Below are 19,209 nucleotides of genomic sequence, written 5' to 3' on the forward strand. Positions count from 1 at the left end.
ACACCACATCGGCGATCCCCGGAGTTTTGCCATGAAGGATTCCATCCGCCTTGATCCCGACGACACCGTCGTCACCGCGACCCGCGCGCTGGAGGCGGGGACGTCGGTCGAAGGTGTTGTCACACGCATGTTGATCCCTTCGGGCCATAAGGTCGCGACAGTGGATATCCCGAAAGGCGCGCAGGTGCGCAAATATGCCCAGTTCATCGGGCTGGCATCCGAAGACATTCCGGCTGGTGCCCATGTCCACACCCACAACGTCGATTTTCAGAACACCGACATGGACTATGAATTCGCAACGGATATGCGTCCTGTTGCGCCTGCAACAGGTGACAGTTTCATGGGATACGGCCGCGACAATGGCAGCGTGGGCACGCGCAATTATATCGCCATCGTCACTTCTGTGAATTGCTCTGCCACCGCGGCGCGGCGCATTGCCGATGCCTTTGGGCCGGACGAGCTTGCCGCCTATCCCAATGTCGACGGTGTGGTGGCCTTCGTACATGGTACCGGCTGCGGTATGGCCGACAGCGGTGACGGATTCGAGGCGTTGCAACGTGTGATGTGGGGCTACGCGCGCCACCCCAACCATGCAGGCGTCCTGATGGTGGGGCTGGGTTGCGAGATGAACCAGATCGACTGGTTGCTTGAGGCCTACGGCCTGACGCAGAGCCCGCTCTTTCAGGTGATGAACATCCAGAACGTCGCGGGGCTGCAAAGGACGATAGATATGGGCATCGAAAAGGTTCGCGCGATGTTGCCCTTGGCCAATGAAGCGAAACGCAGCCCCTGTCCGGCCTCGGCCTTGAAGGTCGCGCTCCAATGTGGCGGCTCGGACGCGTGGTCGGGGATCACGGCGAACCCGGCTTTGGGCTATGCCTGTGATCTGCTGGCGGCACAGGGTGGAACAGGTGTCTTGGCCGAAACGCCCGAGATTTACGGCGCCGAGCATCTTCTGACCCGCCGCGCGGTCAGCGCTGACGTTGGCGAAAAGCTGGTCGGCCTGATCCGCTGGTGGGAGGATTACACCGCCCGCAACAAGGGGTCCATGGACAACAATCCTAGCCCCGGCAACAAGAAGGGCGGGCTAACAACGATCCTGGAGAAATCCCTGGGCGCTGCCGCAAAAGGCGGGACGTCGCCCCTGACCGGTGTCTACAAATACGCTGAACCTGTCACGGCTTCCGGGTTCACCTTTATGGACAGTCCCGGCTACGACCCAGCTTCGGTCACGGGGCAGATCGCGGGGGGCTGCAACGTGGTGGTGTTCACGACTGGGCGCGGCTCTGCCTTTGGGTCAAAACCTGCGCCCACGATCAAGGTGGCGACAAATACGGCAATGTACGAACGGATGACCGACGACATGGATGTCAACGCCGGCGACATGCTGTCTGCTGGCGTGTCGTTGGAAGAAAAGGGGCGCGAGATCTACGATATGATCTTGCGCGTGGCTTCGGGCGAGGTCACGAAATCCGAGGCGCAGGGTCTGGGCGATTACGAGTTCGTGCCGTGGCAGATTGGTGCGGTGATGTGATCCGGATCGCGATTGTCGGATATGGCATCATCGGCAAGCGCCACGCAGATATCGTGCGGGCGCATCCCGCTTGCAGCTTGGCGGCTGTGATTGATCCCGTCCCTGATCAGGTCGGTGACATCGCTGAGCCGGTCTTCGCTTCCATCCACACCGTTGATGTTCCGGTGGACGCCGCCATCGTTGCAACGCCGTCTGATCTGCATGCGGATCACGCGGTCGCCTGTGCTGCGCGCGGCTGGCACATGATCGTGGAAAAGCCGGTGGCCCACAGTCTTGAGGCCGGGGCCCAGATCGTGGCCGCCTTCAAGGCCGCGGGCGTTCATACGCTGGTGGGCCATCACCGGCGACACCATAAGAACATGGTTACCCTGAAGAACATTCTGGACAGTGGTGCGATTGGTGCGCCCGTCTCCGCCACGCTGATGTGGCTGATGAAAAAACCCGATCCTTACTTCGATGTGCCGTGGCGGTCTGGCGACGGCGGCTCGCCTGTAACGATGAACCTTGTCCACGACATCGATCTTCTGCGCTACCTTTTGGGAGATGTGATCGATGTCACCGCTCTGCACGGCAAAAGTCTGCGCGGGGCCGACCGTAACGAGAACGGCGTCGTGGCGCTTCGGTTTGACAGCGGCGCCACCGCAACGATTGCCTTTGCTGATGTGACGCCAAGTCCGTGGGGGTTTGAAACCGCAACATCAGAAAGCCCAGCAATCCCCGCGACACGGCAGGACATGCTGTTTATCGCAGGGACGGCGGGGGCGGTGTCTTACCCGTCCCTGACCGTCTGGACGGGGGCGGCCGATTGGACCGAGAAGCCGGACGCAGACCAGCACGGGACGGATGACACAATCCCGTTTCGCGCGCAGCTGGATCACTTTCTTGAACTGCTTGCAGGCAAGGTGCCCCCACGTGTCGATGTCGCCGAAGGCCTTGAAACTCTGCGCGTGACGTTGGAGGCCGAGGCGCTTCTGGCTCGGCACAGGCGCGCGCTATGACAACGCTGAGGGCAGGTCTGATCGGCGCGCATATCAGCAGAACCCGGCTTCCACGTGCGCTTGAACTGATGTGCGATGCCGCCAAGATTTCGCTGGAGTTCGAGTTGATCGACACCGCGAACCGTCCCGATTTCCAGTTTGATGCTTGCGTCGATGCAGTGAGAAATTCGGGCTGGACCGGTGTTACCGTGACCCATCCATTCAAACCACAGGCGGCGTTCTATGCTGGTGCAGGGATGGTGGATGATGTCGCACATCTGAGGTCCGCCAATACGCTGGTTTTTGGCAAGGACATTTGTGGCCATAACACCGACTACACCGGATTTCTGTCCATGTGGCGCGCGATCATGGGGGACGCTGCGCCGGGCAAAGTTGCAATGGCCGGGGCGGGCGGGGTGGCGCAGGCTTTGGGACCGGCGCTGCAAGCTTTGGGGTGCGCGCATCTTTCGATCTGGGATTCCCAACCGGACCGCGCCGCCCAGCTGTGCCAAACCCTGGGTCCCAACTGCAGCATAGCCGAACCTGCGCACGCCACATCCGCCGCAACGGGGCTTGTAAACGCAACGCCGCTTGGCATGGCAGAATATCCGGGCAATGCGTTTTCGTCAGACGGCTTGGGCAGCCAAACATGGGCCTTTGATGCCGTCTATACACCGCCAGAAACGCGGTTTCTCCGCGATGCGACCGCCGCAGGGCTGAAAACAATCAGCGGGTTCGAGCTGTTCAAGCACATGGCCGTGCGCAGTTTCGAGGCCTATACCGACCTGAAGCCGGACGAGGGCATGATCGATCAGCTTGACGCCCTCAGGCCTATGGAGGTCGGTGTATGAAGCCAGCGACGATGACTGTTGCCGTGATCGGGCGTGGGCTGATGGGCTCCGCCGCCGCACGGCATTTGGCCAAGGCGGGGCTTCAGGTGACCGTGCTTGGCCCCCCGGAACCCGAGAACAAGCAGAATCACAGCGGCGTTTTCGGCTCTCACTATGATGAAGGGCGGATCACCCGGAAAAACGCGCTTGACCCATGGTGGGTCAATGTCTCTACCGCCGCCATTGACCGCTACGCGGACATCGAGGCGGAAAGCGGGATCCGGTTTTTCGCGGAAGTTGGCGCGGTGATGGCAGGCAAACCCGACTGGCTGGCCCGCGTTGATGCGGGACGTCTGGCGCATGATGTGCCGTGCGATGTTCTGGATGCCGATGCCTTGCGTGCGCGGTTTCCGTATTTTGCCTTTTCGCCCGACATCCAAGGGTATCATGAGCCTGACCGGGCGGGTCACATCAGTCCCCGGCGCCTTGTTGCCGCTCAGACCGAGGCGGCCCGGCGCGCAGGTGCGCGGCATCTCGATTGCGTGGTCCACGGCGTCGAAATGCGAGGGGCGCAGATTCTCGTCAGCACCGACAAAGAATCTCACACATTCGATCATGTCCTGGTCGCGGGCGGCTATGCGACCGATCATATTCTGGATCGACCCAAGACGTTGGACATCTATGCCCGCACGGTCGCCTTGTTCGAGTTGAGCGATACAGAGGTCGTGCGTCTGCGGGACATGCCGACGCTGGTCTATGACACGCCCGAGGACCCCTACCTGCTGCCGCCGATCAGATACCCCGATGGGAAAAATTATCTGAAACTGGGCGGCGACCCGCACGATGTGCCGCTAAATGACATGGCGGCTGTCAGCGCATGGTTCAGAGCGGGCGGGAGTGCGGATGTGCGCGACCAGTTGGAGGTTATGATCCGGCGCTTGATGCCTGATCTTCAGATCGCATCCGTCAAGATGGATGCCTGCGTCACCTCGTGGACCCATGACAGGCGGCCCGAGATCGGGCATGTGTCGGACCGGATTGCGGTCTGCACCGGCGGGAACGGGGCAGGCGCGAAATGCAGTGATGAACTGGGGCGTCTGGGTGCGGCCCTGATCGCCAAACATGCGGGAGCAACGATATGAACAGAATTGGATTTATTGGCCTCGGACTTATGGGCGGCGCAATGGTGGGACGTCTGCAGGACAAGGACTACTCCCTGACCGTGATTGCCAACCGTGACCGCACTCATGTGGATGCGGCCATCGCGCGCGGCGCTACCGAGGTTGCGACGGCTCGTGAATTGACCGCCGCCAGCGATATCGTGATGCTGTGCATGGGCACGTCAGCGCAGGTGGAAAGCCGGATGCGGGGGCCAGACGGCGTGATCGCTGGCCTGCAGCCGGGTACAGTCGTGATCGATTTCGGAACGTCCCTGCCGGGGTCCACACGGGCCCTTGGGGCAGAGGTTGCGAGTGCGGGCGGGACCTATCTGGATGCACCTCTTGGGCGGACACCGAGCCATGCCAAGGACGGTCTGCTCAACATCATGTGCGCTGGCGACGTCTCGACATTTGAAGCGGTTCGTCCCGTTCTCGGTGATCTCGGCGAGAACATCTTCCACCTAGGCGAGTTGGGCACGGGCCATACGATCAAGCTGATCAACAATTTCTTCGCGATGACCACGGCCAACGCGATGGCCGAAGCCTTTGCCATGGCCGACAAGGTCAATGTCAGCCGCGAGAGCCTGTATGAGGTGATGGCCGCCGGGCCGCTCCATTCCGGCATGATGGATTTTGTCAAAGGCTACGCCATCGACGGCACGCCCGATATGCTGGCCTTTGCCGTCAAGAATGCGAGCAAGGACGTGGGCTACTACGCGCGCATGGCCGAGGAGGTGGGTGCAGAAAGCATCATGTCCGTCTGCGCACGCGCGGCACTAAGCCGGGCAGATCAAGAGGGATGGGGCGACAAAAACGTGCCCGAGATGGTCGATTTTTTCACGTCGAAGTTTCACTGATCCATGAGCCGGGTCGCGATCAAGGCTGTTGAAGATCGGGCCCAGCTTGGCATCGTGATGATGCTGGTCGCATATCTGAGTTTTTCGTTCATCGACACGTCTGTAAAGTGGCTCGTGATTGCGGGCTTGCCGGCATTGCAACTGGCTTTCGTGCGCTATGCAGGGCATTTCCTGATTTCCATCGGGACAATCGCGCGGGGCGGCATCGGCCCAGAGCGGTTCGCGACAGAACATCCGTGGACCGTTCTTCTGCGGGGCGCGCTTTTGGTCAGTTCGACTGCGTTCAACTTTATATCGCTCAACTATCTGCCGCTGACGGTGACCTCCGCCATCATGTTTTCGGCCCCGATCATCGTTTGTGCCCTTTCCATGCCTCTGTTGGGGGAGCGCGTGGGCCCTTGGCGTTGGCTTGCCATTGTCGTGGGGTTCGCGGGTGTTCTTGTCGTCATCCGGCCTGGCGGTGCGGCGTTTCACTGGGCGATGCTTCTGTCGATCTATAATGCGTTCGCGCTGGCGCTCTATTCTATCCTTACGCGCAAGCTTGCAGGCGTGGTCGCAACGGAAACGCTCCAACTGTATGGCTCTGCGCTTGGGACCATCACGCTTTTGCCATTCGCCTGGGCCGTCTGGCAAAATCCGGTCGGTGCGGTGGACTGGTTCATCATGTTTGCGCTCGGCCTGTGGGGCTGGGGTGGCCATGAACTGTTGACCCGCGCCCATGCCTTTGCACCCGCCAGCACGCTGATGCCCTACACCTATTCTTTCATGATTTACCTTACGATTAGCAGCTACCTGATCTTCGATCATGTACCGGATCAAGCCACGGTTCTGGGGGCGTTGATCATCATTGCATCTGGACTTCTGATCTGGGCGCGGGAGCGGCGCGCATGAGCGTCCTGTGCATCGGCGAAGCCATGGTTGAGCTTAGTCTTGAAGGCGACACGGCCAAGATCGGCATCGCGGGTGACACGCTGAACACGGCGATCTACGTGGCACGCGCCGGGCCGAAGGTTAGCTATCTGACGCGTGTGGGGTGTGATAGTTTCTCTGATCGGATGATCCAGTTCATGGCCGAAGAAGGTGCGCGCACCGACTTGATCGAGCGCGACCCGGCGCGCACGGTCGGCATCTATGCCATCGACGTTGATCCTGCAGGGGAACGGTCGTTCAGTTATTGGCGTGGTCAATCGGCGGCGCGGGCCATGTTCGCGCAGGACTTCGATCCCGCTCCGTTGATGAGCTTCGATCTCGTGTACCTGTCGGCCATCACGCTGGCCATCCTGCCGGAAGATGCACGGGAGCGTTTGTCGGCGTTTCTTGACACTTTTCCGGGCTGGGTTGCGTTCGACTCCAACTATCGCCCCGCATTGTGGGAAGATGCGGCAACGGCCAAGCGATGGGTGATGCGTCTGTGGTCGCAGACCGACATCGCTCTGCCCAGCGTCGATGACGAAATGGCGCTATTCGGGGAAGATGGCGCCGAAGCCGTGATCGAGCGGCTCCAAGGCGCAGGTGTTATAAACGGCGCGCTCAAACAAGGTGCCGCCGGACCGGTTTCCCTGGGTGAATCCTGCGAAATTTCATTCGAAGCGGCGCCTTGTGTGGTGGATACGACCGCTGCCGGGGACAGTTTCAACGGCGGGTATCTTGGCGCGTATTTGACCGGGGCGGATCAGGCCGCTGCGCTGCAGGCGGGGCATCGTCAGGCGTGCAAGGTGATCGGCTACAAGGGGGCGATCATTCCCAAGACAGCGTAAGCGCTTCGGGTCCACCAAACAGCGCAGGTGTCACGCCCAGCACGGCGCAAAGACCGCCGATAGGGTCCTCGCTTTCGCACGCCGCCGCAATGGTTCCCGCAGCAGGGTCGTCCAACGCGCGGCCGGCTTCCGTCTCGGATTTAGCAAATGCGATCCAGGCAGCGATCCCTTGCGTCGAGGCGGGCGCATGCCCGTCCAGCTCCTGCGTGGTGGCAACCAGCCGCATGGGCAGTTTCTGTGATCCGTCCATGGCGATCTGACGCAAGGCATGATCAAGCGCGGTGTTTTCCCACCGGGTCAAAAGGCTATCGGCATAGCTGTCCGGATCCATGCCGTCCGGCAGGGTCGTCGCCGCTTCGGCCATCACGCCGATCGCGAGGTCACGCAGGACAGGATCATCCACCGCCTGATGCACGTAGGTGTGGCCCCGCAAGATACCACCATAGGCCATCGCGGAATGGGCGCCGTTCAGCATCCTGAGCTTGCGTTTTTCGAACGGGGCGACGTCGTCCACGATCTGAACGCCGACGCGGTGCCAGTCCGGGCGCGGGCCGGCGAAACTGTCCTCGATCACCCATTCACTAAACGCCTCGGTCGCCACAGGGGCCGCGTCGTTCCAGCTTGTCTCCTGCGCGACGTCTTCGCGCAAGGCATCGGTCGTGGCGGGCGTGATGCGGTCGACCATCGCGTTAGGGAACGTCACTTTCGCGTCCCAGCCCATGTTTGCGGCATCGGCGAAAGCCGTGACCGCGCCACGGAGGCGGGTGCCGTTGTCGGTGAGGTTGTCGCAACACAAGACGGTCAGGGGCGTTGTCCTCTTGGATAGCCCATGGGCGAGAAGCCCGATTGCGGTTTTGGGTGCCGCGGTGCCTACAAGATCAGCCGCAATCGCTGCGGCGTCGACATCAAGACTGCCATCGCCTTTCAGGTGATAGCCCTTCTCGGTGATAGTCAGAGACACGATATGTGTCTCTGGATCCGCGATCAGATCCAGCGCCGCTTGCGCCTCGTCCGGGGCAAAGAGAACCCGGTCGATGCAGGTGATCCGAGCGTAATCCGTCCCGCCAGTGTCTTGCGTGACCAGTGTGTAGTCGCCGTTTTGCGGGTTCAAGGCATCCGGGACAGCGCGGCTGCGCATCGCAACGCCGGTAATGGTCCAACCGCCCGCGCGGTCCGTGTACCATGCCTGATGGGCGCGATGAAAATTCCCGCAACCTAGATGTAGAATACGCGGCATCACACGCCCCCCAGATTATAGGCGTCCCGCGCCAGATCAGTCGCCAACAGATCCGCCAACCGAAGCGCATCGTCGCGCCCGAAGAAGCCACGCTCGATTTGTGTGTTCAAGTGCAGCGCAACCGCGCGCCGCCAGATATCATGGCGGGCCGGGATCGACATGAACGCGCGTGTGTCATCGTTGAAACCGGCCAAATTGGCGTAGCCTGCGGTTTCTACAACTTGATCGAAATACCGCAGGATGCCGGCGACGCTGTCATGAAACCACCACGGTGGTCCCAGCCTAAGGCACGGCCAGTGCCCCGCCATGGGCCCAAGCTCCCGCGCATAGGTGCTTTCGTCGAGGGTGAAGGCGATCAGGCGGAAGGACGGCGCGTGACCAACGCGGTTGAGAAGCGGTTCCAGCCCGCGCACCCAGTCCGTCCGAACGGGGATATCCGCCCCCATATCACGTCCGAAATGTTCGTAAAGTGCCGTGTTCGTATTGCGCCGACTTCCCGCGTGGATCTGCATCACCAAGCCGTCCTCGGCGGACATTTGGGCCATCTCCGTCAGCATATGCGCGTAGAAGATCTGCGCCTCATCGCTGCTGATTGTGCCGGATCTGGCCTTTGCAAACAGCTCGTCCAACTTGGTCCTGTCCAGCCAAGCGGTCTGCAGGGTTTCGATGGCATGGTCCGTCGCGGTCGCACCCATAGCGGCGAACACGGCACGTTGTTTCCGCAGAGCACCGAGGAACGCCCCGAAGGATTGGATCGCGGTATCTGTGGCGCGTTCGAGCGAAGCGAGTTCGGCGTCAAACCGTGGATCAGAGGGGTCTAAAACCGCATCGGGGCGGAAGGTCGGGATCACGCGTCCGCCCCAGTCGCTGTCCTGGATGCGGGCGTGATGGCTCAACGGATCGGTTGCGGGATCAGTCGTTGCCAAGATCTCGATGTTGAACCGGTCAAACAGCGCGCGGGGTCGAAAGGCGGGATCGGACAGGCAGGCTTCAATCCGATCATAGATTGCCTCTGCCGTCTCGGGGGAGAGGGTCTCGCGGATATCGAAAACCGTGCGAAACGTATGATCCAGCCAAAGCCGAGACGGGGTGCCCAGAAACAGGTGCCACTGCGCGGCAAAAAGACGGAAGATCGCGCGGTTGTCATGCTGTTCCGCACTCTGGCCCAAGCCAATCTCGCTCAGACGAATGCCTTGCGAATGCAGCATTCGGAACAGATAGTGATCCGGCCGCAGGATCAGGTCGACCGGGTTCTGGAAAGGTGTATCTTCGGCAAACCAGCGCGGATCGCAGTGCCCGTGGGGGGAGACAATTGGCGCGTCGCGAACGGTCTCGTAGATCTCCGCCGCGCCGCTGGGCAAGGTGATTTCCGATTGCATGTGTGTCCCCTCCGTCCCTGACAGCGAAAACTAGGCAAGCTTTTGCGCGGTGGCCAGAAAATACTCTGTTCAACGGGGGCATAGCTTCTAAAGTGCGCGGGGCAGGGGGGCGATATGAAAGTAGCTTTGATCGGCGTCGGGATGGTGGCAGAAACCCACGCTGCCGCGCTGCGTGCCAGTGAGACCGTGACGCTGCATGGTGTTCTGGGTCGTGATTCCGCGCGCGCCAAAGCGTTCGCCAATGTTCAGGGCGCCAAACTCTACAGCAGCATTCAGGCCGTGGCCGACGATCCCTCGATTGACTTTGCCATTCTGGCAACCCCGCCCAACGCGCGGCTGGATCTCGTCCGCACCCTGATCGCAGGCCGCAAGCCTATTCTGATGGAGAAACCGTTGGAGCGTAGTTTGATAGCAGCGCGTCATGTGGTTGATGTCTGTGCCCGGGCGCATGTGCCCCTCGGCATCGTCTTTCAGCACCGGGTCCGCGACAGCGCGCAGCGGCTCAAGCAGATGGTTGATGCGGGCGCATTGGGCCAGATCGCGGCGGTAGATATTCACGTACCGTGGTGGCGCCCCCAAAGCTACTATGACGCGCCCGGACGGGGAACTTTGGATCAGGACGGTGGGGGCGTTCTGATCACACAGGCAATCCACACGCTCGATCTGGCGCTGCATCTTGCGGGACCGGTTACAAAGGTTCAGGCCTTTGCCCGCACGACATCCCTGCACAAGACCGAGGTCGAGGATTTCGTGAGCGCCGGGTTCGACTTTGCGTCCGGCGCTGTCGGTGCTTTGACCGCAACAACCGCAAATTATCCCGGCGGGACCGAGCGGATCGTCCTCCACGGCACGGAGGGGTCTGCGTGCCTCGAAGGGCCAAAGCTTAACGTTGATTGGCGCGACGGACGGCAAGACAGCTTTGGCGCCGATGAGGGGTCTGGCGGTGGCGCGGATCCGATGGCTTTCACCCATGAGTGGCACCAGAGCGTTATCGAGGACTTCGCAGCCAGCTTGAAAGATCAACGCGCCCCAATGGCCCCGGGGCGCGATGCGCTGAAAGTGCATACATTGATCGACGCGATGATCCGCTCGTCAGATCAGGGGCGGATGGTCGAAATCGCAGATGCCTGACGCCCCCTTGCGGATGGCCGCCGTTGGTCTGGACCACCGGCATATCTATGGACAGGCAGGGCATATGATCGCCGCCGGTGCGGAGCTTGTCTGCTATTGGACCGAAGGGCAGCCTGAAACACTTCCGGGCTTCAAGAAACGCTTCCCTGATGTCCCGTTCCAACCTTTGGACGACATCTTCGCGCGGGCTGACATTGACCTGATCCTGATTGCCGCAATTCCTGCGGACAGGGCGGCGCTCGCGATCCAAGCGATGGAGGCTGGAAAAGACGTGATGGTCGACAAGCCGGGCTGTACGGATATGGACCAATTGCACGCCATCAAAGACTGCGTTGCCCGCACGGGTCGGATCTGGTCTGTCAATTTTTCCGAACGGTTCGAGGTGCCCTCCGTCACGAAGGCCAGCGCCCTTGTCGCCGAAGGGGCCATCGGGCGGGTTGCTCAGACCGTGGGTCTTGGCCCGCACCGTCTGAATCGCGGGACGCGGCCCGACTGGTTTTTCGACCGCAAACAGTATGGGGGAATCCTCGCGGATATCGCGTCCCATCAGATCGACCAGTTTTTGCATTTCACCGGATCGACAGACGCTGAGATCACGCTGGCCCGCGCTGGAAATTATGCAAACCCGGATGACCCGGGGTTGCAGGACTTTGGTCAGATCGTCCTCCAGCACGGCGATTGCCACGGATTTATTCGCGTCGATTGGTACACGCCGGACGCCTTGCCTACATGGGGCGACGGGCGGCTGACCATTCTTGGCACCGAGGGCACGATCGAGTTGCGCAAATACGTCGACATCGCGGGACGCCCTGGCACGGATCATCTGTTTCTGGTGAATGGGACAAAGTGCGAGCACATGGCCTGCAGAGACGTTGGCTTGCCGTACTTCCCCGCCCTCATCGCAGATATCCGCGATCGGACCGAAACCGCGATGGCGCAGTCCCATGCATTCAAAGTGATGGAGTTGGCCCTGCTTGCACAGCGCCTTGCGGAGGACTAATCGCTAACGTGCGCTTCACTCTTTCATAGCGGCGCGGATGAACTTGGCAGCAGACCTGAAATGGCTCGCGCCGGCGGCTTCTGCCCATCGCCCGGCTGTCCAATCGTTCTTTGCACCGCGCATCGGGCCACCATAAAGGTCTTCGTTCGTTTTGCTTTCCAGAAACTCGGTCAGACGGACGGCGCGGTCATCAAGGAGCGTGTTGACCTGATTCCAACTGAGATCCGCCTGCTCTTTACGCAAATCTGCGTTGTAGCGGTTGAGTTCGTTCCACTTGTACCCTTCGGCCGGAAAGGCCACCTCACGCCCTGCTTGCCCGTCGTCGTACCACCCCAGAAAGAGATCGATCCAACGGGCGCGGTGTCCGATGATATCTTTGACCGACACCCCGTCGAGAGTGCGTTTCGCCTCCTCCGGGCCAAGCGGTGCGATCAGTTTCAGAAGCTTCGCATATTCCTTGGCCGTCACTTCAAGAAGTTCGGATTTCTTTTGTGCTGGCATCTCTGGTCTCAGGTATCAAGCGATCAGTGAGCCAGAAGAACCGGAAGGTCCGTCTGTTCCATCATCGTTTTTGTGGTCCCGCCGAAAACGGCTTCGATCATGCGTGCGTGGCCATAAGCCCCCATCACGACCAGACCGACACCAGCCTCCTTCGCACGGTCAATTATGCTGTCGCCAATCTCGCGTCCACCGCTCGGGTATTGAGACACCATGACCTTGCACCCGTGGTGGCTGAGCCACGCCGCCACGTCCGTACCGGGGTCAGCGCCGTCGTTACCGGGCGTCATGACCGGATCGAAACACCCTATGATGACGTCGTCGGCCTCCTTCAGGTATGGCATGGCCGCATGTATGGATCTTGACGCAGCTTTGCTGCTGTCCCAAGCGACAAAAACCCGTTTTGCAGGCGACGCTGGCGATCCGTTGAGCAACAAGCCCACCGGGGCGTTGAAGAGTATGCCATGGGCAGCTTCCCGAAGCATCTCTGGGGCGTCCCGAACATTCGACGCGATATGGGCGATGTCGCAAACGCGGGCCCGATGGGCGACCAACTGTTTTATGTCTCTGGTCGGGCACATTACGGATTGGACGTCGCCGGACACGCCGCTCGTTGATAGCAACCCTTCGATTTCTTGAACCCTGTCGCGCTGTGTCTGATGCGCCTGATCCACGAGATCCTGCCAGTTGTCAGGGATGTTCATGCCACCATAAGGCGGGACGCCGTAAGCGTAGGTCGGCAGTTCCGGCGCTGATCCCAGAAGAAAACAGGCCAGATGAATCTGACGTGCAGCGCAAGAGTGCGCCAGATCAGAAATCGCGTCATTGGATGTCTTCTGGTTGATCACAAAGAGAATGGTTGAATGGTCCATATCCGATCTCCGTCAGGGGCCGCCAGACTTCTGGCTGCAAGCAAAATGGCAGATGCGGACTTAAATCGGCTGATATGAATCAATCGCCACTGTCAAAATGTGATACCGTCAGGGGATCGTATGTCTTTGGAACCTCGGTACATGGAATACAAAGATTACTACAAGACACTGGGCGTCACCCGGGATGCGAGCCCGGAAGAGATAAAGCGCGCCTTCCGTAAGAACGCGCGCAAATACCATCCCGATGTCAACACCGGGCCGGAAGCGGACGCGAAGTTCAAGGACGTCAACGAGGCCTATGAAGTCCTGAAAGACCCGGAGCGTCGCGCGGCCTATGACCAACTGGGGCAAGCACCCCATTCAGATGGAGCGCAGTATCGGCCCCCACCGGATTGGGACAGCGGATTTCAATTCTCAGGTGGCGGTGCGGATAGCAGCGGCACGTTCAGTGATTTCTTCGAAACGCTGTTTCGACGCGGACAACATCCCATGGGTGGCAGGGCGTCGGGCGGAGGATCCGACAGCCATGCCAAGATCCATATCGAGATTGAAGATGCCTACGCCGGCACAACCCGCGTTCTGAGCCTGCGGACACCCGTGGTGGACCAGAACGGCTCGGTGAATTTGCAGGATCGAAACATATCGGTCCGGATCCCCAAAGGGGTGACCCAAGGCCAACACATCCGCTTGTCGGGGCAAGGCGCGCCGTCCTTCGATGCAGGTCCGTCGGGCGATCTTTTTCTCGAGGTCGCCTTTGCGCCGCATCCTGTATACCGCGCGGATGGAAAGGACCTTCATCTCGACCTGCCGATTGCCCCATGGGAGGCAGCGTTGGGCGGGCACGTTGTCATGCCCACACCGGGCGGCAAGGTGGATCTGCGGATCCCCAAGAACGCCCGCACCGGTCAGAAGTTGCGACTGAAGGGGAAGGGTCTGCCCGGCGCGATCGCAGGCGATATCTACGCCACGCTCAAGATCGTGAACCCGAAAGTCTCAACGGAGGAAGCGCGTAAACTGTTCGAGCAAATGGCAGAGGCGATGCCATTTGATCCTCGCGCGCATCTAGGAGGATAGCGATATGAAGAAAGCAAAACGACGCAGCGTCTTGGTGGACGCGCTCTCGCTGCAGGATCTTTGCCGGTTTTGCGAAGCGGATGAGGCGTGGGTTATTGAACTGGTTGAGCACGGTGTTCTCGAACCGAACGGAGCATCCTCCGAGACGTGGCGATTTCGCGGCGTGAACATCCTGCGCGCAAAAAAGGCGCGGCGCCTGAACCGCGATCTGGGCATCAATATTGCAGGCATTGCGATGGTGCTTGAATTGCTGGAGGAGCGCGACGCGATCTCCCGCAGATTGGCGCAGTACGAGGCGGTCTGAGGCGTAAAGAAGCATCAGCGCAGCGATGCATCGCTTTCGGAATTGATCCGCGTTCCTGCCCGGCCGTCGATCAACTCGGCCGCGTCAGACAGCCGACCAATGGCCGCAAATCCGCCGGTGTCCCTGACAAAGTCGCAGGCCGCCTCGATTTTTGGGCCCATGGAGCCCGCCGGAAAGGACATGTTGCTGAGATCGTCAGGTGACGTGTGTGTAATCAGCGATTGCTCGGCCGTTCCCCAGTTTGCAAAGACGCCCTTCACATCGGTCAGCATCAGAAATGCATCGGCAGCCAACGCCCGAGCCAGAAGGCTGCTGGCGTGATCCTTGTCGATCACCGCTTCAACCCCGATCAGTGTACCGTCATCCTTCTGAACAACCGGGATGCCGCCGCCGCCCGCGCAGATGACGACCACATTCTGCTCCAAGAGCAGCCGGATCACACCCAGCTCCAGAATACGCTTTGGTCGGGGTGAGGGTACCGTGCGGCGGGCGTGTGGTCCGTCCTGACCGATTGTCCATCCGCGCTCGGCGCTCAGTCGTGCGGCGTCCTCCGGGGTGTAAACCGGGCCGATGAACTTCGTCGGGTGGTGGAAGGCCGGATCACAGGGATCGACCTCGATCTGCGTCAGCAGCGTCGCGTACTGGATTTCGGGCGCGTAGGCGTTGTCGAGTTCCTGCTGCAGGACGTAGCCGATCATACCATCCGTTTCGGCCCCCAGCAAATCCAGGGGAAAGGCCGTTCCTTGCAGCGCGAGGTATCCTACCTGCGGCCCGTTCCCGTGGGTGATCACGACCTCATGCCCGGCCTCCAACACGCGGGCCAGTGCTGTAGCTGCGACGCGAATGCTGGCGCGCTGGCTGTTGGCGGTCAGGGGTGTGCCGCGCTTTGACAAGGCGTTTCCGCCCAGAGCAATCACAACGCGCATTCAGGGCCCCAATGTCGCGACAAGCACGGCCTTGATCGTGTGCATGCGGTTTTCAGCCTGATCGAACACCACCGACGCAGGGCTTTCGAACACGTCTTCAGTGACCTCCATCGCGTTGAGGCCGAAGGTCTTCTGGATCTTCGCGCCGATCTCGGTCTCGGTGTTGTGAAACGCAGGCAGGCAATGCATGAACTTGGTATGTGGATTACCGGTCATGGCCATGACCTTGGCATCGATCTGATAAGGCATCAGGCGCTTGATCCTTTCGGCCCAAACGCTTTCCGGTTCCCCCATCGACACCCAAACATCGGTGTAAAGCACATCGCATTCACTCACACCCTGTTGCAGGTCTTCAGTCAGCAAGATCCGCGCGCCACTTTCTGTTGCATCCTTCAATGCCGCATCGACGATCGCTTTGTCGGGCCAGAGCGTCTTCGGACCGCACAGACGCACATCCATGCCCAGCTTCGCGGCGCCCACAAGAAGGCTGTCGCCCATGTTGTTGCCGACATCTCCCAGAAAGCAGAAGGCGATCTGACCAAGCGGTTTGTCGACATGCTCGGTCATTGTCAGCACATCGGCCAGAATCTGGGTAGGGTGAAATTCGTCCGTCAATCCATTGTAGACCGGGACGCCCGACCACTCTGCGAGGGTTTCTACGATCGTTTGACCAAACCCCCGATACTCGATGGCATCGTAGACACGTCCCAGCACACGGGCCGTGTCCTTGATGCTTTCCTTTTTGCCGATGTGGCTTCCAGAGGGCCCCAGATAAGTGACATGGGCTCCCTGATCATGGGCCGCAACCTCGAAACCGATCCGCGTTCGGGTCGAGTTCTTCTCGAAAATCAACGCGATTTCCCGGCCCTTAAGCACCGGCCGCTCGGTGCCTGCGTATTTCGCGGCCTTCAGATCGGCGGCCAGTTTCAGGAGGTATTTAATCTCCGCACCCGTGAAGTCCTTGAGGCTGAGGAAAGATCGGTTTCTGAGATTGTAGGCCATATATTTACTCCACCGGATCGCGCGAGATTGGGCAGGTCATGCAATGGCCACCACCGCGCCCGCGCCCCAACTCGGCGCCGGGAATGGTGATGACCTCAACGCCCGCTTTGCGCAGCAATGTGTTGGTGCGCACGTTGCGGTCGTATGCCATCACCACGCCCGGCTCCAACGCCACGACGTTGTTGCCGTCGTCCCATTGCTCCCGCGCCTGTTCAAAGTGATCGCCGCCGGTCGCGATCACCCGCAAAGACGATAAGTCCAACGCCCGCGCGACCCGGTCAAAGAGGGTGCCCGGGTCTTCCCTGACGCTGAGCCCAGTCGTGGCGTCTGGTCGGAGCGTGTAGCATTTGATGGTGTCAGCGACCTGCGTGAAACTGGTCACGAGATCCCTGTCACAGAACGAAAAAACAGTGTCCAGATGCATCGCCGCACGCGACGGGGGCATCTGACAGGCGATGACGGTTTCGGCTGCGCCCTGTTCGAACAGGGCGATGGCCAGCTGACCCACGGCCTGTGGTGTCGTGCGTTCCCCCATACCGACAAGCACGCATCCATTTCCGATGGGCATGACGTCCCCGCCCTCAAGCGTGGCGGGGCCAGACCCCCGATCGGGGTTGCCCCACCACATTTCGGTCCTACCGGCAAAGTGGGGGTGAAACTCATAGATCGCAGCCGCAATCAGGGTTTCGCGCTGACGTGCTGGCCAGTGCATCGGGTTCAACGTCACGCCGCCATAGATCCAGCTGCTGGTGTCGCGGGTAAAGATCAGGTTAGGCAGCGGTGGCAGAACAAAACCGTCTGGCCCCAGAAACCGACCAAACATGCTGTTGGAGCTAAACGGCAGATCCTGCACGGTAATGCCGCCCATGAGAAAGCGCGTCAGGTCCGCTGCGGGGAGTTCATCGAGCCACCCGCGCAGGTCTGCAATCATGCCGACGCCGATATGGTCCTGCGTGATCATGCGATCCAACAGCCATTCGCGCGCATCCGGGCCTTTCAACACGTCCGTTAGAAGGTCGTTTTGATCCAGAACCTCAACGCCCCGGTCCCGCATCTTGTCACAAAAGGTGAAGTGATCCTTGCGCGCCTCATCGACCCAGAACACATCATCGAACAAAAGCGCGTCGCAATTGCCGGGCGTCAGCCGCTCGTGGGCCAATCCGGGACGGGAGACCATCACAGTGCGCAGCTTCCCCACTTCCGAATGAACGCCGAGCGGCGCCGTCACAGCATCACCGCAAGGCTGAGAAGACCCATGGACAAAAGCGACAGGATCAAAAGCAGCGGCCAGATAAACCGCAACCATCTGTTGTAAGGCACGCGGCCAATCGCCAGGCCGCCCACAACGACGGCGTAGGTCGGCGCAACCAGATTGGTGATGCCAATCGCGGTTTGAAATGCAGTGACGGCAAGATCGCGACTGACGCCCGCGAAATCTGAGAGGGGCGCCATGATCGGCATTGACAGTACGGCAAGGCCGGAGGTTGAGGGGACAAGAAAGCTCATCAATGCCTCGATCCCGAAGAGCGCGTTGATGAAGGCAACTTCCGACATCCCGCTGATCCAGCCTTCGAACGTATACAGAATGGTATCTGTGATCCGCCCCTGATCCATGATGATGACAATGCCGCGGGCCAACCCGATCACCAGCGCGACACCCAGAAGATCCCGGGCGCCATTTACAAATGCCGTGGTGAATGCCTTTTCGCCCAGCCAAGCAAGGGTCCCGATCAGGATCGAGGCCCCAAGAAACAGCGCCGACATCTCTGCCATCCACCAGCCTTGGGAAGACACGCCCCAGACCATCACGCCGAACGTCGCCGCGAACAGCAGCAGGATCACGATTTGCAGTCCGCTCAGATACTCCGATGTCAGGGCATCTCGGCCTTGCAGGAAATGGGCTTCGTTCGCCTCTTTCATATCCGCAACAAGCGAACGGGATGGATCGCGCCGAACCTGTTCCGCGTAGCGCATCACAAAAGCCACTGCCGCGATCCACGAGAGACCCAGAATGACAAACCGCAGGACCATGCCTTGCGTGAACGGGATTCCTGCTGCATCCGATGCAATGGCCGTCGAGAACGGATTGATGGTGGAACCGATCACGCCAACACCCGCGCCCAGCATGATGATCGCGACGCCGGTCAGCGCGTCATATCCCGCCGCTATCATGATAGGTATCAGCAGAACATAGAACGCCAGCGTTTCCTCTGCCATGCCGTAGGTTGTTCCGCCCGCAGCAAAAAGTGCCATCATGATGGGGATCATCCATTTCTCGCGCCCCTCAAGCCGCCGCATGGCCTGAGCGATGCCGGTGTTGATCGCACCGGTGGCGGTTACCACACCCAGAAAACCGCCGACGATCAGCACGAAGAGCGACACGTCGATGGCGTTGGCCTCGTAGGACGCCGGATCGTAGAAGCCTGCGATTGGGGCGATCAGAACGTCGATCAGTGTTTGCGGGGCCGCGTCCACCGGCTGATAGCTTCCGGGCACGGGGACATCTTTGCCCAGCGTCTCATTCGCGACGCGCTCGTATTCGCCCGCTGGGATAATCCAAGTGAGCACGGCCATGACCACAATCAGTCCAAAAAGGATCGTGTAGGCCGTTGGAAATCGACCCGGCGCCGATGCGCCAGAGGTCGAACTGCTGTCCGAGGCGACTGCCATA

Annotated in this window: 19 protein-coding genes; 11 read left to right on the forward strand and 8 right to left on the reverse strand. The window is 60.4% G+C overall.

Annotation, left to right across the window (positions count from 1 at the left end; translation table 11 throughout):
* Positions 1-31 precede the first annotated feature (31 nt).
* From KIN_RS12630 to KIN_RS12660, 7 genes are read left to right on the forward strand one after another with little or no spacing between them, the layout of a single operon-like run.
* Positions 32-1,534 carry a UxaA family hydrolase gene (locus tag KIN_RS12630; protein ID WP_159807444.1) on the forward strand — a complete coding sequence of 501 codons (1,503 nt, stop codon included), beginning with the start codon at positions 32-34 and terminating at the stop codon, positions 1,532-1,534.
* Positions 1,510-2,532: a Gfo/Idh/MocA family protein gene (locus tag KIN_RS12635; protein WP_159807446.1), complete on the forward strand. Its 1,023-nt coding sequence runs from the start codon at positions 1,510-1,512 to the stop codon at positions 2,530-2,532. Before KIN_RS12630 ends, KIN_RS12635 begins: the two co-directional genes overlap by 25 nt.
* A complete protein-coding gene (locus tag KIN_RS12640; protein ID WP_159807448.1) occupies positions 2,529-3,362 on the forward strand; it encodes a shikimate dehydrogenase family protein in 834 nt (277 codons plus the stop codon). The genes KIN_RS12635 and KIN_RS12640 overlap by 4 nt, the downstream gene beginning before the upstream one ends.
* Positions 3,359-4,483, forward strand: coding sequence for an NAD(P)/FAD-dependent oxidoreductase (locus KIN_RS12645; protein ID WP_243144915.1), 1,125 nt, complete (start codon positions 3,359-3,361; stop codon positions 4,481-4,483). The genes KIN_RS12640 and KIN_RS12645 overlap by 4 nt, the downstream gene beginning before the upstream one ends.
* Positions 4,480-5,358, forward strand: a complete 879-nt coding sequence (locus KIN_RS12650; protein WP_159807450.1) for an NAD(P)-dependent oxidoreductase — start codon at positions 4,480-4,482, stop codon at positions 5,356-5,358. The genes KIN_RS12645 and KIN_RS12650 overlap by 4 nt, the downstream gene beginning before the upstream one ends.
* A gap of 3 nt (positions 5,359-5,361) precedes the next feature.
* Positions 5,362-6,249 carry a DMT family transporter gene (locus KIN_RS12655; protein WP_159807452.1) on the forward strand — a complete coding sequence of 296 codons (888 nt, stop codon included), beginning with the start codon at positions 5,362-5,364 and terminating at the stop codon, positions 6,247-6,249.
* Entirely contained in the window at positions 6,246-7,115 is an 870-nt protein-coding gene (locus tag KIN_RS12660; RefSeq protein ID WP_159807454.1) for a sugar kinase, read from the forward strand. Before KIN_RS12655 ends, KIN_RS12660 begins: the two co-directional genes overlap by 4 nt.
* On the opposite strand, the gene KIN_RS12665 is transcribed toward KIN_RS12660, so the two are convergent.
* Both KIN_RS12665 and uxaC read right to left on the reverse strand, forming a co-directional pair.
* Complete coding sequence (locus KIN_RS12665) at positions 7,096-8,352, reverse strand: mannitol dehydrogenase family protein (RefSeq protein ID WP_159807456.1); 1,257 nt, start codon at positions 8,350-8,352, stop codon at positions 7,096-7,098. The two genes, KIN_RS12660 and KIN_RS12665, sit on opposite strands and share 20 nt — an antisense overlap.
* Entirely contained in the window at positions 8,352-9,731 is a 1,380-nt protein-coding gene (uxaC, locus tag KIN_RS12670) for a glucuronate isomerase (RefSeq protein ID WP_159807458.1), read from the reverse strand. Before uxaC ends, KIN_RS12665 begins: the two co-directional genes overlap by 1 nt.
* Positions 9,732-9,845: 114 nt before the next feature.
* Between uxaC and KIN_RS12675 the strand changes: the two genes are divergently transcribed.
* A complete protein-coding gene (locus tag KIN_RS12675; RefSeq protein ID WP_159807460.1) occupies positions 9,846-10,862 on the forward strand; it encodes a Gfo/Idh/MocA family protein in 1,017 nt (338 codons plus the stop codon).
* Positions 10,855-11,862: a Gfo/Idh/MocA family protein gene (locus KIN_RS12680; RefSeq protein ID WP_159807462.1), complete on the forward strand. Its 1,008-nt coding sequence runs from the start codon at positions 10,855-10,857 to the stop codon at positions 11,860-11,862. The genes KIN_RS12675 and KIN_RS12680 overlap by 8 nt, the downstream gene beginning before the upstream one ends.
* 15 nt (positions 11,863-11,877) lie before the next feature.
* Here the strand turns inward: KIN_RS12680 and KIN_RS12685 are convergent, their stop codons facing one another.
* Together KIN_RS12685 and KIN_RS12690 are read right to left on the reverse strand one after the other, a co-directional pair.
* The gene (locus KIN_RS12685; protein WP_159807464.1) at positions 11,878-12,363 is read right to left on the reverse strand and encodes a ClbS/DfsB family four-helix bundle protein; all 486 of its coding nucleotides are present in this window, start codon (positions 12,361-12,363) and stop codon (positions 11,878-11,880) included.
* A 23-nt stretch (positions 12,364-12,386) separates the two neighbouring features.
* Positions 12,387-13,232 carry a universal stress protein gene (locus KIN_RS12690; protein ID WP_159807466.1) on the reverse strand — a complete coding sequence of 282 codons (846 nt, stop codon included), beginning with the start codon at positions 13,230-13,232 and terminating at the stop codon, positions 12,387-12,389.
* Between the two features lie 120 nt (positions 13,233-13,352).
* Here KIN_RS12690 and KIN_RS12695 point away from each other — a divergent pair, with 120 nt between their 5' ends.
* Both KIN_RS12695 and KIN_RS12700 read left to right on the forward strand, forming a co-directional pair.
* A complete protein-coding gene (locus tag KIN_RS12695; protein ID WP_243144916.1) occupies positions 13,353-14,306 on the forward strand; it encodes a DnaJ C-terminal domain-containing protein in 954 nt (317 codons plus the stop codon).
* Positions 14,307-14,310: 4 nt separating this feature from the next.
* A complete protein-coding gene (locus tag KIN_RS12700) occupies positions 14,311-14,610 on the forward strand; it encodes a chaperone modulator CbpM (protein WP_159807468.1) in 300 nt (99 codons plus the stop codon).
* A 14-nt stretch (positions 14,611-14,624) separates the two neighbouring features.
* On the opposite strand, the gene KIN_RS12705 is transcribed toward KIN_RS12700, so the two are convergent.
* Genes KIN_RS12705 through KIN_RS12720 form a run of 4 tightly spaced genes read right to left on the reverse strand, consistent with a single transcriptional unit; the run spans position 14,625 to position 19,208 of the window.
* Complete coding sequence (locus tag KIN_RS12705; protein WP_159807470.1) at positions 14,625-15,536, reverse strand: carbamate kinase; 912 nt, start codon at positions 15,534-15,536, stop codon at positions 14,625-14,627.
* On the reverse strand, positions 15,537-16,538 hold the full coding sequence (gene argF, locus KIN_RS12710; RefSeq protein ID WP_159807472.1) for an ornithine carbamoyltransferase: 1,002 nt from the start codon (positions 16,536-16,538) through the stop codon (positions 15,537-15,539).
* A 4-nt stretch (positions 16,539-16,542) separates the two neighbouring features.
* Positions 16,543-17,766, reverse strand: coding sequence for an arginine deiminase (locus tag KIN_RS12715; protein WP_207710131.1), 1,224 nt, complete (start codon positions 17,764-17,766; stop codon positions 16,543-16,545).
* On the reverse strand, positions 17,763-19,208 hold the full coding sequence (locus KIN_RS12720; RefSeq protein ID WP_159807476.1) for a YfcC family protein: 1,446 nt from the start codon (positions 19,206-19,208) through the stop codon (positions 17,763-17,765). The genes KIN_RS12715 and KIN_RS12720 overlap by 4 nt, the downstream gene beginning before the upstream one ends.
* Between the last annotated feature and the right edge of the window lies 1 nt (position 19,209).

Source organism: Litoreibacter roseus (assembly GCF_009811795.1).
In the GTDB taxonomy this organism is placed as follows: Bacteria; Pseudomonadota; Alphaproteobacteria; order Rhodobacterales; family Rhodobacteraceae; genus Litoreibacter; species Litoreibacter roseus.